Annotated in this window: 17 protein-coding genes; 9 read left to right on the top strand and 8 right to left on the bottom strand. The window is 62.6% G+C overall.

The window, feature by feature from the left end:
- Nucleotides 1–201: 201 nt before the first annotated feature.
- Entirely contained in the window at nt 202–1080 is an 879-nt protein-coding gene (locus tag AC0L3I_RS14510; protein WP_473527313.1) for a methylated-DNA--[protein]-cysteine S-methyltransferase, read from the bottom strand.
- A 113-nt stretch (nt 1081–1193) separates the two neighbouring features.
- Between AC0L3I_RS14510 and AC0L3I_RS14505 the strand changes: the two genes are divergently transcribed.
- A complete protein-coding gene (locus tag AC0L3I_RS14505; protein ID WP_473527312.1) occupies nt 1194–2009 on the top strand; it encodes a class I SAM-dependent methyltransferase in 816 nt (271 codons plus the stop codon).
- Nucleotides 2010–2576: 567 nt separating this feature from the next.
- Here the strand turns inward: AC0L3I_RS14505 and AC0L3I_RS14500 are convergent.
- Nucleotides 2577–3071 (bottom strand): DUF2244 domain-containing protein, encoded by a 495-nt coding sequence (locus tag AC0L3I_RS14500; RefSeq protein ID WP_473527311.1) that lies wholly within the window; start codon nt 3069–3071, stop codon nt 2577–2579.
- A 22-nt stretch (nt 3072–3093) separates the two neighbouring features.
- On the opposite strand from AC0L3I_RS14500, the gene nth reads away from it, so the two are divergent.
- Nucleotides 3094–3897, top strand: coding sequence for an endonuclease III (nth, locus tag AC0L3I_RS14495; protein WP_473527310.1), 804 nt, complete (start codon nt 3094–3096; stop codon nt 3895–3897).
- Here nth and AC0L3I_RS14490 read toward each other — a convergent pair.
- Nucleotides 3891–4346 carry a DUF2214 family protein gene (locus tag AC0L3I_RS14490; protein WP_473527309.1) on the bottom strand — a complete coding sequence of 152 codons (456 nt, stop codon included), beginning with the start codon at nt 4344–4346 and terminating at the stop codon, nt 3891–3893. The genes nth and AC0L3I_RS14490 overlap by 7 nt on opposite strands.
- Nucleotides 4347–4590: 244 nt before the next feature.
- Between AC0L3I_RS14490 and AC0L3I_RS14485 the strand changes: the two genes are divergently transcribed.
- The gene (locus AC0L3I_RS14485; RefSeq protein ID WP_473488029.1) at nt 4591–5130 is read left to right on the top strand and encodes a GNAT family N-acetyltransferase; all 540 of its coding nucleotides are present in this window, start codon (nt 4591–4593) and stop codon (nt 5128–5130) included.
- A gap of 50 nt (nt 5131–5180) precedes the next feature.
- Here AC0L3I_RS14485 and AC0L3I_RS14480 read toward each other — a convergent pair whose 3' ends face one another.
- Nucleotides 5181–5954: an IclR family transcriptional regulator gene (locus AC0L3I_RS14480; protein ID WP_095496906.1), complete on the bottom strand. Its 774-nt coding sequence runs from the start codon at nt 5952–5954 to the stop codon at nt 5181–5183.
- Nucleotides 5955–6158: 204 nt separating this feature from the next.
- Between AC0L3I_RS14480 and AC0L3I_RS14475 the strand changes: the two genes are divergently transcribed.
- The 5 genes from AC0L3I_RS14475 (at nt 6159) to AC0L3I_RS14455 (ending at nt 11396) form a co-directional block, all read left to right on the top strand.
- Nucleotides 6159–7136, top strand: a complete 978-nt coding sequence (locus tag AC0L3I_RS14475; RefSeq protein ID WP_095496841.1) for a Bug family tripartite tricarboxylate transporter substrate binding protein — start codon at nt 6159–6161, stop codon at nt 7134–7136.
- A gap of 130 nt (nt 7137–7266) precedes the next feature.
- The gene (locus AC0L3I_RS14470; RefSeq protein WP_095496840.1) at nt 7267–7803 is read left to right on the top strand and encodes a tripartite tricarboxylate transporter TctB family protein; all 537 of its coding nucleotides are present in this window, start codon (nt 7267–7269) and stop codon (nt 7801–7803) included.
- 4 nt (nt 7804–7807) lie between these two features.
- Nucleotides 7808–9331 (top strand): tripartite tricarboxylate transporter permease, encoded by a 1524-nt coding sequence (locus AC0L3I_RS14465; RefSeq protein WP_473488027.1) that lies wholly within the window; start codon nt 7808–7810, stop codon nt 9329–9331.
- Between the two features lie 15 nt (nt 9332–9346).
- Nucleotides 9347–10531: a CaiB/BaiF CoA transferase family protein gene (locus AC0L3I_RS14460; protein ID WP_473488026.1), complete on the top strand. Its 1185-nt coding sequence runs from the start codon at nt 9347–9349 to the stop codon at nt 10529–10531.
- Between the two features lie 13 nt (nt 10532–10544).
- A complete protein-coding gene (locus tag AC0L3I_RS14455) occupies nt 10545–11396 on the top strand; it encodes a citryl-CoA lyase (RefSeq protein WP_473527308.1) in 852 nt (283 codons plus the stop codon).
- On the opposite strand, the gene AC0L3I_RS14450 is transcribed toward AC0L3I_RS14455, so the two are convergent.
- Both AC0L3I_RS14450 and AC0L3I_RS14445 read right to left on the bottom strand, forming a co-directional pair.
- Nucleotides 11372–11881 (bottom strand): NUDIX hydrolase, encoded by a 510-nt coding sequence (locus AC0L3I_RS14450; protein WP_473527307.1) that lies wholly within the window; start codon nt 11879–11881, stop codon nt 11372–11374. The two genes, AC0L3I_RS14455 and AC0L3I_RS14450, sit on opposite strands and share 25 nt — an antisense overlap.
- A gap of 123 nt (nt 11882–12004) precedes the next feature.
- Nucleotides 12005–12304 (bottom strand): hypothetical protein, encoded by a 300-nt coding sequence (locus AC0L3I_RS14445; RefSeq protein WP_473527306.1) that lies wholly within the window; start codon nt 12302–12304, stop codon nt 12005–12007.
- 226 nt (nt 12305–12530) lie between these two features.
- Here AC0L3I_RS14445 and AC0L3I_RS14440 point away from each other — a divergent pair, with 226 nt between their 5' ends.
- Nucleotides 12531–12680 (top strand): hypothetical protein, encoded by a 150-nt coding sequence (locus AC0L3I_RS14440; RefSeq protein WP_473488022.1) that lies wholly within the window; start codon nt 12531–12533, stop codon nt 12678–12680.
- Between the two features lie 20 nt (nt 12681–12700).
- Here the strand turns inward: AC0L3I_RS14440 and AC0L3I_RS14435 are convergent, their stop codons facing one another.
- Both AC0L3I_RS14435 and AC0L3I_RS14430 read right to left on the bottom strand, forming a co-directional pair.
- On the bottom strand, nt 12701–13393 hold the full coding sequence (locus AC0L3I_RS14435) for a response regulator transcription factor (RefSeq protein WP_473527305.1): 693 nt from the start codon (nt 13391–13393) through the stop codon (nt 12701–12703).
- The gene (locus tag AC0L3I_RS14430; protein WP_473527304.1) at nt 13390–16107 is read right to left on the bottom strand and encodes a DUF4118 domain-containing protein; all 2718 of its coding nucleotides are present in this window, start codon (nt 16105–16107) and stop codon (nt 13390–13392) included. Before AC0L3I_RS14430 ends, AC0L3I_RS14435 begins: the two co-directional genes overlap by 4 nt.
- Between the last annotated feature and the right edge of the window lie 16 nt (nt 16108–16123).

The raw sequence follows: 16123 nt of genomic DNA, 5'->3' as shown, positions 1-16123 counted from the left end.
TGCTGACGTATCGTGCTTTACGAAAATAGGAATAGATTTTCGGAAAGCACGAATGCGTAGAATTAAATTGTTAGAGCGTTCTTTGTTCGTCCGAATGGACGCACGTCGCTCTAATTTTGCGGGAAGCTACTCCGTAAGGCCGCTGCTTGCCAGACCGCGCGAGATGAACCCGCGCGCTGGCCCGAATCTATGGGCGTTTCATCAAGATCCGACTTGTCCCGCTTCCCAGCCAAGGATGGCGCGTTTGCGGGTCAGGCCCCAGTGGTAACCGGTGAGCGCGCCAGACTTGCCGAGAGCCCGGTGACACGGCACCACGAAGGACATCGGATTGGCGCCGACCGCGGCCCCCACCGCTCGGCTGGCGCTCGGCGCGCCGATGCCGGCGGCGATCGAGGAATAGGTGCAGGCCTTGCCCATCGGGATGCGCAGCAGGGCCTCCCAGACGCGGACCTGGAAGTCGGTGCCGATCATGACGACGCGCAGCGGCTGGTCGGCGCGCCACAGCGCCGGATCGAAGATGCGCGCGGCATAGGGCGCCGTCGCGGCCATGTCCTCGACATAGTTTGCGTTCGGCCAGCGGCCGGACATGTCGGCAAAGGCCCCGCGCTCGCCGCCGGCATCGCTGAAGGCGAGGCCGGCAAGGCCGCGGTCGGTGACCAGGATCAGGGCGATGCCGAAGGGCGAGATATGATAGCCGTAGCGGATCGTCAGTCCGGCGCCGCGCGTCTTGTAGTCGCCCGGCGACATCGCCTCATGGGTGACGAAAAGGTCGTGCAACCGGCCGGGGCCTGACATGCCGACCTCGAAAGAAGCCTCGAGCAGCGGCATGCCGGAATCGAGCAGTTTGCGTGCATGGTCGAGCGTGACCGCCTGGAGGAAGGCCTTGGGCGACAGGCCGGCCCAGCGTGTGAAGAGCTTCTGCAGGCCGGTCGGCGTCTCGCCGACTTCCTCGGCCAGTATTTCGAGCGACGGCTGGTCACGGTAGTCAAGGCTGATCTTCTCGATCGCGCGCCGAACAACTTCGTAGTCACCGCCTTCGGGTGTGATGTCTTTCTTCAGAATAGCTGTCTGTGCGTTCATCGGACTATCTCCTTGACCGTGAATATCGTCCTTCGCGGCTGCGATCACCACCCGAAACTTGCCTTCTCGTCATGTGCACCCAGATAGATCTGGCTTCGAGGAAGGAGCCGACGATGGCTGGCGAGAAGGTGCATCTCACCAAGGAGAAGGAGACGCTGCTGATTACCATTTATGGCAAGGCACTGGAGAGCCGGTTGCCTCAATCGCTGCTGAAAGATCATTTTGCGGACGAGGCGGTTCGCCGCATCGACTATGATTTCTCGCGGCTGAAGGTCGACGACAATCTCGGCGTCGGCTTGGCGATCAGGGCCAAGACGCTGGATGATTGGGTTTCGGCCTTTCTGGCCAGGAATCCCGAAGCGATCGTGCTGCATCTCGGCTGCGGGCTCGACACGCGGATATTCCGCATCGATCCACCATCCCGCGTGGATTGGTTCGATATCGACTATCCCGAAGTCATCGAGCTCAGGCGCAAACTCTATCCGCCGCGCGACCATTACCGCCTGATCGCGTCGTCAGTCACCGAGCCTGGCTGGCTGGACGAAGTGCCTGACGATCGTCCGGCCATGGTCGTGGCGGAAGGGCTCACTCCCTACCTTGCCGCTGACGAGGGTCCAAGACTGTTTTCGCGGCTTGTGTCGCATCTTTCGAGCGGCGAATTGGTTTTCGACGCCTATAGCCGCTTTGGCTTGAAGATCATTCGCCTCAATCGATCCTTCCGCGCGACTGGCGCCGAGGTCCATTGGAGCATCGAGGATCCGCACGAACTGGAGCAAAAGGTGCCCGGCCTGCAACTGGTCGAGGACCTTTCGGCCTACCGGCCGGAACACGCCGCCCGTATGAGCTGGGTCGCGAGGCTGCTCATCCGGCTTTGGAGCTATATTCCGCCGCTGCGCAGGATCGGCAGGATGTTGCGGTATCGATTCTGAAATAACTTCCCCTCTGCGCTTCGCGCCTCGTTGCTCGATAAGGAACTTAATGCGAATTTGTCGGAAAGATGGATCTATAGAAATGAAGCAAGATGCACGGGCAGCAGCGACCTTTTTTCTGGCCCTCCAATAGCGGTGGCAGTCGAGATTCTTCGAGAATTGTGCATCGTCGTTTTTCACAATGGGTTGAGTGAAAGTCTTGTTTTAGCGGGCCAATTTTGGGCGGTATTGAGATCGCAACCATTTTTGCATGGTCTTTTGCAATACTGTTTGGGTCCCACTCTACATTCTTCTGAGATGGCTTAGAATTTTCTCGCCGTGGGTAACGATAGGGTTCGCTGCCGCGATAGGAGCGTGGTTCAATATTTTTCCGGAATTCTTGCCCAAAAATGAGACGACCAACTTCTGGATAACAGGGTGCCAAATCATAGCGAATGGCACGCGCACTTTATGTGGGTATTGGGAGCTGGCATCGGACGTGCTGTCTACCGCGACCTTGGGCGCGGTGGCTGGTCTGATTTTTTGGCTTATCTACGCTGGCGGCTGGAAGCGGCCAGTCATCAAAACCTAGCGCGCTTTGGCGGTCGCCAGGGCGCGCGAAAAGGCTGACGCAAAGCTCTCGCGGTCGTCGGGATTGAGGAAGCCGCCGATCGGCACGTTCTGGCCTTGTGCTTCCACCGTCATCCTGGTGATGCCGATCTCGGCGTGGCGGGCGACCGAAAAACGCGCCCAGAACGGATTGAAGCGATGCGCTTCCGATTTGCCTGATGGCGTGGTCTTGCGGATGTCGAGGCTGGTCCGTGAGACCGACACCTCCTCGCGGGCGCGGGCGGCACGATAATTGGCGCGAAAGGCGATGTAGACGGCGATGACGTCGAGACCGAGGAAGCCGAACACCGGCCAGGCGCCGCGCGACAGGAAAAACGCTCCTGTCACCAACGAGCCGAACAGCAGAGCGCCCATCAGGATGGCAAAGCCGGTTTTGCCCAGCGACCGATGCGGTATCAGCAACGCCTGGAAGAATGGCTCGTCGGCCTGAAATGAGGCGTTTGTGTCGCTCATGACGGGATATTATAGGAAGGGGATGACGAGCCCCAAGCCCAAAAATTCCTCTACACCCGAAAATGAACCGCCCCCCGGCCGACGCGACGGCTCGAACGCCAAGCCGCGTGCCCGGCCGGTGCGGTCCCATTTGCGCTACAGCCCGGCCGAGGTGCACGAGATTTTCCGACGCTTTTCCGTTCAGCGGCCCGAGCCGAAGGGCGAGCTCGAACACATCAACGCCTTCACGCTGCTGGTGGCTGTGGTGCTTTCGGCACAGGCGACCGATGTCGGCGTCAACAAGGCAACGCGGGCGCTGTTCAAGGTCGCCGACACCCCGCAAAAGATGCTGGCGCTCGGCGAGGCCAAGGTCGGCGACTATATCCGCACTGTCGGGCTTTGGCGCAACAAGGCCAAGAACGTCATTGCGCTGTCGGAAGCGTTGATCCGCGACCATGGCGGCGACGTGCCCGACGACCGCGATCAATTGGTCAAGCTGCCGGGCGTCGGGCGCAAGACCGCCAATGTCGTGCTTAATATGGCCTTCGGCCAGCACACGATGGCGGTCGACACGCATATCTTCCGCATCGGCAACCGGCTGGGACTGGCGCCCGGCAAGACGCCGGAACAGGTCGAGCAGGGGCTGTTGAGGATCATTCCGGACGAATATATGCGCCACGCGCATCATTGGCTGATCCTGCATGGCCGCTACGTCTGCAAGGCGCGCAAACCGGATTGTCCGGTCTGTGTCATCGCCGACATCTGCAAGGCCGAGGAGAAGACGAATGATATTCCGGCGCCGCTGGTCGAAATTGCGCCGCTCGAACCCGTAGGCGAAATTCAGTAGCCGTAGCCGCGCGCCATCGCCGCGGCGAAGACCGGGATCAACAGGAAAATCAAGGCTTCGGCGCGGACATAAGTTCGAACCGATGCAAGTTGCGCCGCAGGTACCTGAAAACCGGGGTTGGCCGAGGCCTGCCTGTTCCAGGAAACAAAGCGGACCGTCGGAATGATCGACAGCAGGCCGACGATGACGAAGGCCACCATCTTTGCCCAGAACACCCAGTTGTAGACGTAGAATTCCCAGCCCTTCAGGCCGTAGATGACGCGGCCGATGCCGACGATGATGATCAGCATGGCGAGGATGCCGTAATGGCGATCGATGCCGACAAGCCGCCGGAGCGTCGCGGCGGGCAGATCGCCGCGGATCAGGACAAATTCGGCGCCGATGATGCCCGCCAATGAAAACACCAGCAGATGATGAAAGATGGCAAGCGCAAGATCGGTGGTATCCATGCCCTTTTCCCTCCGTCGGACGGCACAGCGGATGCTGAATCAGCTGCTGGTGAAAAGTAGCACCGCTGGGCAGGATTCACATTGGGCTGGAAGATGATCTGCACAGGCTTTGGCTCTTGTCTGGTGCAGGCGATTTGGATCTCTGTCGCATATCGCTGTCCCCCAAAACCGCCGAGCACCCCCGGGTCAAATCCAAGGGCAGGCTACTAAGCACAGGCAAACTTACGCAACCGAGGCACGACACATGATCAATCCACAGGCGCTTGTCGCTCCCGTCATTGAAACGCCGCGCACCGTGCTGCGGCCACACCAGCTCGATGATTTCGACGCCTATGTCGCCATGTGGGCCGATCCGGCCGTCACACGCTTCATCGGCGGCAAGCCGCGCACGCGGGAGGAAAGCTGGATGCGCTTCCTGCGTCATGCCGGCCTGTGGTCGCTGCTGGGCTATGGCTTTTGGGCGATCGAGGACAAGGCGACCGGCCGCTTCATCGGCGAAGCCGGCTTTCACGATTTGAAGCGCAACATCGTGCCGTCGATCGAAGGCGTTCCGGAAGCCGGTTGGGCGCTGGTCCCGAGCGCCCATGGCCAAGGCTTCGCAAGCGAAGTCGTCGGACGGGTTCTCGCCTGGGGCGACGAGGCATTCGGGCGCGCAAGGACTGTCTGCATCATCGATCCGGAAAACACCGCTTCGCTGAGCGTCGCGGCCAAATGCGGCTACAGCGAAGTGTTGCGGACCACCTATCACGACGATGCGACGATCCTGCTGGAACGGCAGCCTTGAGGGTTGCGGCCTGTCATCCTGTAGTTCCGATCGGGCCGAATCGAGGCTTTCTAGGCCTGCCGCTTCAGCACCGGGCCTTCCGCTTTGGCTTTTAGGGCCGCCTGTTCGAGCATCGAGGCGTCTTCGCCGAAAGCGCGGGTGGCGCGCGCGGCCGCCTCGATCAGCGGATTTTTCATGCGCTGCAGAAAGGCCGCGTCGACGCGCGTGCTCGGGCCTGACAGCGTCAACGCACCGAGCAAGGTGTGCCCCGGCCCGAACACTGGTGCCGAAACGCCCGCTGTCTCGGGGTCGCGATCGCCGACCGACAAACAATGGTAGGTTTTGCGGATCGTCTCGTAAGGCTCGCCCTGCTGACCGGAAAACGCCGCAAGCACGCGGCCGCCCGTACCGGCCAGCAACGGCAGCACGTCGCCTTCCCGTATGGTGTAGCGGATGGGATGCTTGGACTCGACACGATAGAGGCAGGTGCGCACGTCGCCCGAGCGGACATAGAAAGCGACGCTTTCCCAGCTTCGCTCGGCCAGATCGCGCATGATCGGCAGCAGGATGTCGATCGCCACGACCGAACGCTGGTATAGGGCACCCAGCCGGAAGGTGGCAGGGCCGACACGGTAGCGGCCGTCGTCGAGACGCTCCAGCAGCTGCCCGCGCAATAATGAGTTCGCCAGCCTCAGGATCGTGCTCTTGTAGAGGCCGGTCCGCGCCGCGATTTCGGCCAGGCTGAGCGACCGGTCGGCGGTAGCGAAAGCATCGAGGATGGCGATCGCACGGTCGAGCGCGGCAACACCGTTGGTCGACGCAGGCTTGGATTGTGTTACGGTCATCTGCTTGACCACGTCGTTCCGTTCCCAGTTGGACAGAAGGGCCGATCGGAACAACTATGCCGCGTGCAGACAGTTCTGTCCAGTAGAATGCCGTTCCTGTTGACAGAACAAGACAAAGGCTGCATGAATTTTTGTCGAGCGGGTCTGAATTCAGGCTACGTTGCTGGCAGGCACCAGAGGAGGTGTCGTGATTGGAGGAATCCCATGCTGAACAGACGCAGATTTTTAATGAGCACCGCCGCTGCCGGCGCCGCCGGTTTCGCAGCGTTGCATCTCTCGCCCGCTTTTGCGCAGGATGCGCCGCAGATCCAGATCTTCGTGCCGGCAGCGCCCGGCGGCGGCTGGGATCAGACGGCGCGCACGATGGATCAGGTGCTGCGCAGTGAGAAGCTGATCTCCGGTTCGCAGATCACCAATGTCGGCGGCGCCGGCGGCACAGTCGGCCTGCCGCAATTCATCAGCCAGTGGAACGGCAAGGGCAATTCGCTGATGGTTGCCGGCATGGTCATGGTTGGCGCCATTATCGCCAACAAATCGGCCAACAATCTCACCGAAGTCACGCCGATCGCCCGCCTCACCGGCGAATTCGAGGCGCTTGTGGTGCCGGCGGCCTCGCCGTTCAAGACCGCAGCGGATTTCGTCGCCGCCCTCAAAGCCGATCCAACCAAGGTTCCGGTGGCTGGCGGTTCGGCCGGCGGCTCGGACCACATATTGTTCGGCCTTATCGCGAAGACGGCCGGTGTTCCGGCAGCCAACCTCTCCTACGTGCCGTTCGCCGGCGGCGGCGAGGCACTGTCGGCGCTTCTCGGCAACCAGGTCGCGGCCGGCATCTCCGGCTATGGCGAGTTCTCCGAACAGGTCAAGGCAGGCGCGCTTCGGCTGCTCGCCATTTCCGCGGACAAGCGCCAGGAAGGCATCGATGCACCGACGCTGAAGGAAGCCGGCATCGATGTCGAATTGTTCAACTGGCGCGGCGTCTTCGCACCGCCGGGCGTTTCCGACGCCGACAAGGCGGCGATGATCACGCTGGTCGAGACCATGGCTAAAAGTGATGCCTGGGCCACCGAATGCAAAAACCGCAACTGGACGCAAATCCTGCTCACCGGCGACGACTATGCTAAATTTCTCGCCGAAGACACGACCCGGATCGCAGCCATCCTCAAGGACCTCGGCCTTGCCTGATGTCCTCGGACAGGGGCGGTCTGCACTGCCCCTTTCCGATGTTCGCCAGCCGCATGGACATACGATCCAGCGCGAGTGAAACTGCGGTGAGGTCGGCTGTGGGAGACCGGCCTATCCAGGGAGGACGATCATGAGCACCAGCGACCAGCAGGCGGCGCGGCCGCGCCTTGCCGTGCCCGAATTGCTGATCGGCATCGGGCTTCTCGCCTGCGCCGGCGCAGTAGCCTGGCAGACGCTGTCGATTCCGGTGTCGCCGCTCTACTCCAAGGTCGGCCCGACCGTCTTCCCCTACATCACCATGTTCGGCATGACGATCCTTTCCCTCCTGTTGATCGTCGCCGCCCTGCGGGGCGGCTGGCAACCGGAAGAGGAAAAGGAAACGCCGACCGACTGGAAGGCGATGGGCATCGTCGCCGTCGGACTGGTCGCGAACCTTGTTCTGATCCAGCCGCTTGGCTTCACCGCAGCCTCGGTGATCATGTTCGTTCTCATCTGCCACGGGTTTGGCAGCAGACACCCGTTGCGTGACGTGCTGCTCGGCCTGATCCTGGCGCTTGCCGCCTATTTCGGCTTCGCCAGGGCGCTCGGCGTCAATATCGGCGCCGGCTTCATCGAGAACCAGCTGAACACCGGTCTCGATTCGATTATCCGTATGTTGAGAGGCTGAAGCCATGGAAACGCTCAGCCATCTCGCGCACGGATTCTCGGTCGCTTTTACGCCGGTCAATCTCATGTGGTGCCTGGTCGGCACGACGCTGGGGACAGCGATTGGCGTGCTGCCCGGCCTCGGACCGGCGCTGACCATCGCGCTGCTTTTGCCGATCACCTACCAGGTGGCGCCGGAAGCGTCCTTCATCCTGTTTGCCGGCATCTATTACGGCGCCATGTATGGCGGTTCGACGACATCGATCCTGCTCAACACGCCGGGCGAAAGTGCAACCATCGTCACTGCGCTGGAAGGCAACAGGATGGCCCGTTCCGGCCGCGGCGGCGCGGCACTCGCCACTTCGGCGATCGGCTCGTTCGTCGCCGGCACACTCGGCACGCTGGGTGTCGCTTTCCTGGCCCCGGTCGTGGTCAAATTCGCGCTGTCTTTCGGCCCGGCCGAATATTTTTCGCTGATGGTGCTGGCCTTCATCACGGTTTCGGCGGTGCTCGGCTCGTCGTCGGTGCGCGGCCTGACCAGCCTGTTCATCGGCTTCGTCATCGGCATGATCGGCGTCGACCTGCAGACCGGGCAGCCGCGCTTCACCTTTGGCATGAGCCAATTGCTCGACGGCGTCGACGTGATCGTCGTCGCCGTCGGCCTCTTTGCAGTCGGCGAGACGTTCTACATGGCCTCGCGCCGCTATGCCGGCAAGGACGAGATCGTGCCGCTGAAGGGCTCGCTCTACATGACGGCGGCCGAATGGGCACGCTCGTGGAAGGCTTGGCTGCGCGGCGCCCTGCTCGGCTTCCCAATCGGCGCCCTGCCGGCCGGCGGCGCCGAAATCCCGACCTTCCTGTCCTATGCGATCGAGAAGAAGCTCTCCAAACACAAGGAGGAGTTCGGGACGGTCGGCGCCATCGAAGGCGTTGCCGGACCGGAAGCCGCCAACAACGCATCGGCTGCCGGCGTGCTGGTGCCGATGCTGACGCTCGGCCTGCCGACCTCGGCGACGGCCGCGATCATGCTGTCGGCCTTCCAGAGCTACGGCATCAATCCCGGGCCGATGCTGTTCATGACGCAGGCCAATCTGGTCTGGGGGCTGATCGCCAGCCTGTTCATCGCCAATATCATCCTCGTCATCCTCAACCTGCCGCTGATCGGGTTGTGGGTGCGGCTGCTGAAAATCCCGGCGCCGCAGCTCTATGCCGGCATCCTGGTGTTCGCCACGGTCGGCACCTACGGTATTTCGCAGTCACCGACCGACCTCGTCATCCTCTATCTGCTCGGCGGGGCCGGATTCCTGATGCGGCGCTTCGATTTCCCGACGGCGCCGGTCATCATCGGCATGATCCTCTGGCCGCTCGCCGAAACGCAGTTCCGCCGCGCGATGACCATCTCGAACGGCGACTGGTCGGTGTTCTACAAGCATCCGCTGTCGCTGACGCTGCTGACGCTGGCGTTCATCGGGCTGATTGGGCCGCATATCTACGCTTACGTCGAACGCAGGCGCCTACGCGGACCGGAGCATGTGCCGGGCGATGCCTGACCTGGCTGTCATATCATGACCGATCTGCTGTCCGGTATCCGCGTCCTCGACCTGACCAATGTTCTGGCTGGCCCCTACTGCGCCTATCAGCTGGCGCTGCTCGGGGCCGATGTGATCAAGGTCGAGGCGCCGCAAGGCGGCGACCTGGCGCGCCAGCTCGGCGGTTCGCCGGAACTCAACAGCACCGGCATGGGCGCTTCGTTCCTGGCGCAGAACGCCGGCAAGCGATCGGTGGTGCTCGATCTCAAGAAAGAGGCCGATCGCGAACGCTTTCTCGATCTGGTCGCCTCCGCCGACGCGCTGGTCGAGAATTTCCGCCCCGGCGTGATGGACCGGCTGGGACTCGGCTATGCCAGGCTGAAAGAGGTCCGCCCCAGCCTTGTCTATTGCGCGATTTCGGGCTTCGGCCAGACCGGGCCGATGCGCGACAATCCCGCCTACGACCAGATCATCCAGGGCCTATCAGGCATCATGAGCATCACCGGCACGCCGGAGACCGCGCCGCTGCGGGTCGGTTATCCCGTCGCCGACACGCTGGGCGGACTGGTCGGGGCGTTCGCGATCGCCGCGGCACTTGTGAAGCAGAAGACGACAGGCGAGGGCGCCTTCCTCGACGTGTCGATGCTCGAATGCACGCTCTCCGCGCTGGGCTGGCCGGTCTCCAACTATCTGACGGCTGACGTCGAGCCGCAGCCGATGGGCAACGAGAACATGACGGCAGCACCTTCCGGAACGTTTCGCACCGGCGACGGCTTGCTCAACATCGCCGCCAACAAGCAGGAGCAGTTCGTCACGCTCTGCCGGCTGGTCGGGCTGCCGGAGCTGGCCTCGGACCCGCGCTTTGCCGAGCGCGAGACGCGCAAGCGCAATCGCATCGCCTTGAAGGCACTGATCGAGGATGCCCTGGCGAACAGCTCGGCCGCGGCCTGGGAGGAGACGCTCAATCGCGCAGGCGTGCCGGCGGGCAGGGTGCTGACGATCCCGCAGGTGCTGGCCGAGCAGCAAGTGATCGAGCGCGACATGACCACCCGTTTCGATAGCATGCCGAACATCGACCGACCGCTGACCGTCGTGCGCGGCGGGTTCATGGTCGATGGTGCAGCACCGTTGCCGACCAAGCCGCCGCCGGCGCTGGGCGAGCATATGGACGAGGTGTTTGCCAGTCTGCCGCCGCGCGTCAAGAAAAGGGCGCAGGCATGAGCGACGCGAGAACATGAGCAACGTTGGGAAAAAAACCGGCCGCGAGCGCGGCGAGGAATGGTGGCAGACCGATATCATCGAAATGCGCCCTGGCGCGATCCGGCTGCGCGGCTATGAGATCCAGGACCTGATCGGCCGCGTCAGCTTTCCGGCGATGATCTGGCTGATGCTGCGCGGCGAACTGCCTGGTGAGGAGCAGGCGGCGCTGCTCGGCATCGCGCTGGGGGCGGCCGTCGACCATGGGCCGCAGGCACCGTCGATCGCCATTGCCCGCATGGCGGCCACCTGCGGCGTCGGCATCAACAGTGCCATGGCCTCAGCCATCAATGTGCTTGGCGACGTGCATGGCGGCGCCGGTGAACAGGCGCTTGCCTTCTATGGCGACATCGCCGCGGCACTGGATGGAGGCGTGACGCTTGCCAATGCCGTCGCGTCGCGGCTCGATCGGTTCTTCGCCGAGGAAAAATCCTATGTGCCGGGGCTCGGCCATCGCTTCCATCCGGTCGATCCGCGGGCGCCGCGCCTCATCGAGCTGACCCGCGATTTTGCCGCGCGCGGCGTCGTCAGCGGACGTTTCGCCGACATCGCCGAGGCTGTTGAGGCCGAGGTCGCGCGGCGCAAGGGCAAGAAGATCCCGCTCAACATCGACGGCGCCACCGCCGTCATCTATGGCGAGCTCGGCTTCCCGCCGCCGCTGACACGCGGCCTTTTCGTGCTCTCGCGCTCGGTCGGCATATTGGCGCATGCGTGGGAACAGTCGCAACAGAGCGACCGCAACAAGGGACCACTGCCGCGCGAATGGTTGTGGGCCTATACCGGCACGCCGGCGCGGCCGTTCCCTCAGGGAGATGGTGACTCCAAATGAGGCCTTGGTTCAAGTTCGCCAGCGGGCGCTGGTTGGGGAATTTTTAGATTCTTCAGAAGCGTTGAAAGATCGGGCTCGTCGATAAGTGCCGCTGCGTCTTCCGGCGTCAACCATGCCCGCTGCCGCCTTTTGGCTTCCTGCCAGTTGGCCAGTTCCTCGGTCACCGCCAGCAGATAGACGGTGACGTCGACGCGGACGAAGCGGTTCGTCAGCCGCTTCCAGTAGGAATAGGTGCCGGCCGGCTGCTTCAGAGTTTTGCCGAGGACGCCGGCTTCCTCCTGCGCTTCGATAGTGGCTGCCTTGCGCCCACTCTTGCCCTTCATCGGCCAGCCCTTGGGCACGATAAAGCGCCTTGTCGATGTCGAGGTGACCAGCATCATCTCGACGTCGCCACGCTCGCTCAGCCGAAAAGGAATAGCCGCGACCTGACGGATTCGCTCGCCCTTCCTTGCCTTGCGTACGACCTTCTTCTTGGTGACTGCCATTCCCGATGATCCAATCAGGGCAGTGCCCAAGCATAAAGGCACGTTGCGAAATCAAAACCGTTTTGATGCTGCTTCAAGCACAGCGGCGTTCAAGCATATGAGTCGGCTAAAAGTGCCGGCTCATCATCGGCAGGTCCTGATAAAACGGCTGCCCGAGCGCTGCAACTGGCAAGTGGGCGCCATCTGCGGCACATCTGGCCGTTGCGGCACGACCACGCGATCCTGGGCACGGAACTGCTGTTGCTGCTGCTGATATTGCTGCCGCCGCAGCCTGTTCTCCAGCATTTGCAATTCGCCTTGCCGGACCAGCGGCGCGTTGCGGTTGGCGGGAGTGACGTTCTGCGCGGAGACAGCCGCGTCCGACAGCATCGCTGTTGCCAGGGTTGCTGACATCAAGATCGTCGACAGGCGAAGCGGCGACATCTATCCATTCCCGCGCGAAACTGAGCCTCCAATCATATAGGGCGTCTGTCTGGTGATGCCATGGTTAAAGTCTCGCCGAAGCGGAATTGGCGGGTTGAGCTGCCGGACTCAATGCCAATCGACCCCATGCGCGGCGGGCAAGGGGATAAATCTCGAGATCGACGACAGGAAATTGGAGAGCATCCTGCAGTTCAGCACTTGTTAGGTCGTCGGTTGCCTGGTGCCTGTGGCATTCAACGCGAAAATCACGCCGCTGCTCAAGGCCGCAACCATTTTGAAAATCAATGTGGTTGCGGTCGACACAGGCCAGCCGATCAGCTTTCCCAATCTCATCAACCGGCTACAGCCGCGCGCCGCGGAGCTCTCGGCGGATTGAGCGTCGCCCCGCACCTCGCTTCAGTCGACTTCGCGCAGACGATATCCGACGCCGGTTTCGGTGATGATGTAACGCGGTTGGTCGGGCGTTTTCTCGATCTTTTGCCTGAGCTGCCGCACATAGACCCTGAGATACTGCACGTCGGTCGAATCGCCCCAGACCTGCTTCAAAAGAAACTGGTGGGTGAGAACCTTGCCCGCGTACTGCACGAGGATGCGCAGGATGTCGTATTCCTTCGGCGAGAGCTTTATCTCCCTGCCCTCGATCATGACGATGCGCTTCACCAGATCGACCGTGAGATCGCCGGTCTGGAAGACCGGCTTCTCGCCTTGCTGCTGGAACTTGTGGCGGAGCGCCACGCGGATGCGCGCGACAAGCTCGTTCATGCCGAAAGGCTTGGTGAGGTAGTCGTCGGCGCCGAGTTCAAGCGCCGAGACGATGCCGGCCTCGTCGGTACGGCTGGAAAGGATGACCACGGGAACATCCAGGCCGTCGTCCCGCCATTTGCGCAGCAATTCGTGGCCGCCCATGCCGGGCAGGCCGAGATCGAGCAGGATCAGGTCCGGCTTCTCCGTCTCCATCAGTTCGATCGCCGTCTTGGCATTCGGCGCCTCGCTGATCGCATAGCCCTGGCTGCCCAGGCCGACGCGGAGCAGCTTGCGGATCGGCGGTTCGTCATCCACGACCAGTATCCTGACATTGGAGTTCGTCATGGCAAGTCATCCATGTCGGGGTCGTCCACATGTTGGTCTGCCGGCACCGGCATCCTGATGGTGAAAACCGCACCCGAGCGGTCGGTCCTGTTGGCCGCCGAAATCGTCCCACCCATCGCCTCGATGAAGCCACGGCAGATCGAGAGCCCGAGCCCGGTGCCGGCACGGACCTGGTCGCCCTTGCGCACCCGGTGGAACGTGTCGAAAATGCGCTCCAGATCCGTTGGCGGAATGCCCGGTCCCTCATCCATGATCTGCAGGATGACGGAACCATTGTCGGCCCAGCCCTGCAGGCGGATCGTCGAAGCTGGCGGCGCATATTTGGCGGCGTTGTCGAGGAGGTTGAACAGCGCTTGCTCGAACAGGACGGGGTCGAGCCTCAACATCGGCAGATCCGTGGGAATGTCCATTTCGGTCTTGTGTTCGCCGATGATTTTCCTGGCCCGCTGCAAGGCGGTGCCGACAATGTCGCCGACATAGTGGAATGCGTAGTTCGGCTCCATCGCACCGGATTCGATCTTGGTCATGTCGAGCAAATTGGCGATGAAGCGGTTCAGCCGTTCCGATTCGTCGAGCACGGTCGACAGCAGCTCCGCCCGGTCCGCTTCGGGAAGCGCCGGCGCAAATTCCCGCAAGGTGCCGGCGGCGCCCATGATGGCGGCAAGCGGCGTTTTCAGGTCATGGGAAATCGAGGTCAGCAGCGCCGAGCGCAGGCGGTCCGCCTCGGCCTCGAGCTTGGCCCGCTCGACGTCGGCGACAAGCTGGATGCGCTCGATGGCCACCGCCGCCTGATCGGTGAGGGCGTCGAGCAGGCGCTTCTGCTCGGGCGTCAGCAACGGGCCTTGCTTGTCGTTGTCGAGGCCGACGACGCCGACGGCGGTGCGCCCCGTCCGCAACGGCAGATACAGGCGTCTTGCTCCGGGAAGCGTGTCGGCGCCGCGGCCCGCGGGGCGATCGTGCTCCCAGGCCCAACGGGCGGCCGCGATGTCGGCCTCGGCCAGCGTGTCGTCAGGCGGATAGCCGGCCTTGACGGTGATCGAGCCGTTCTCCGGCAAGAGCAGCACGACGCGCAATTTCAGCATAGAGGCAATCTGGAAGGCAGTCGCCCAGAGCACGTCGTCAAGCGTGCCAGCGCCGGCGAGCTTCTTCGAGAAGAGATAGATATCTTCCGTGGCGCGTGCCCGCGAGCGGGCAGCAACCGCCTGACGCTGCACGCTCGCTGTCAGATTGCTGGCAATGACCGCAACAACCAGGAAGACAGCCAGCGCAACGATGCTCTCCGGATCCTGGATCGTCAGCGTGTAGCGTGGTTCCAAGAAGAAATAGTTGAAGGCAATGGCGCTGATGAGGCAGGCATACAAAGCTGGCCAGAGACCGCCGGTCACCGCCGATGTCAGGACCGCGATGAGAAAGATGATCGCCAGATTGCGGACGTCGAGAAACTGGTCGAGAAGGACGGCGAAGGCGAGCGAGCCAACAACATAGGCCGTGGCCTTGAGATAGGGCCAGATTTCGAATTGCCACTGCTCGTCCGCTGCCTTGACGGTCCTCGACGTCGCCTCGGCGTTGCGGTCGTTTCCCGAAATGACATGGACGCTGATGTCGCCGGCATTGCGGATGAGATCATAGGTGAGCGAGCCTTCGATCAATTCCCGCCAGCGCGATCGGGTCGGCCTGCCGATCACGATATGGGTGAAGTTGTTCGCGGTCGCATGGCGAACGATGTCCTGCGCGACGTTCTGACCTGGAATGGTCGTTACCTCGGCGCCGAGCTGCTCGGCAAGGCGCAGCAGAGTCGCTAGCCGATCCTTGTCCTCCTCGGACATCCCGGCTGAACGAGGGGTGTCGACATGAAGCGCCGTCCAGGGGGCGCGGAGCCGGTCGGCCAATCTCCGCGCATAGCGGACACGGGCCGCCCCGCCCGGACGCGCGTCGACGCAGACGAGAACCCTTTCCCCCGCCGCCCAGGGCCCGGGTATGGCGTGGGCCTGCATGTGGATCAGCAACTGCTCGTCGACGCGCTGGGCGGTGCGGCGGAGCGCCAGTTCCCTGAGCGCCGTCAGATTGCCCGGCGAGAAATAGTTCTCGATGGCGCGCTGGGCGGTGCTGGGAATATAGACCTTGCCTTCCTCGAGCCGCTTGATCAGGTCGTCGGGAGTGAGATCGATGATCTCGATGTCGTCGGCCTGGTCGATGATGGAGTCTGGAACCGTCTCGCGCACCCTGACGCGCGTGATCTGCGCCACGACATCGTTCAGGCTTTCGACATGCTGGATGTTGAGCGTCGTGTAGACGTCGATACCGTGCGACAGGATTTCCTGAACGTCGAGATAGCGCTTCGGATGGCGGCTGCCCGGCGCGTTGGTGTGGGCAAGCTCGTCGACGAGGACCAGCGCCGGACGCCGGGCAAGGATGGCATCGAGGTCCATTTCCTCGAGGATGCGCCCCTTGTAGTCGACCTGGCGACGGGGAATCACCTCATAGCCGTCGACCAGCACCTGGGTTTCCTTGCGGCCGTGCGTTTCGACGACGCCGATCACCACGTCCACCCGGTCGGCCAATCTTGCACGGCCCGACATCAGCATTTCATAGGTCTTGCCGACACCGGGTGCTGCGCCCAGGAATATCCGCAGACGACCTCGCGCCTCCCGCTCCGCATGATCAAGCAGCGCGTCGGGTGAGGGTCTGGTTTCGTTGCGGCTGTCGTCCGGCATCAAAATCGATCATGAA

It is taken from the genome of Mesorhizobium sp. WSM4840 (assembly GCF_055811755.1).
The sequence above is the reverse complement of the archived record's forward strand: the minus strand, read 5'-3'. Positions and strand labels throughout refer to the sequence as shown.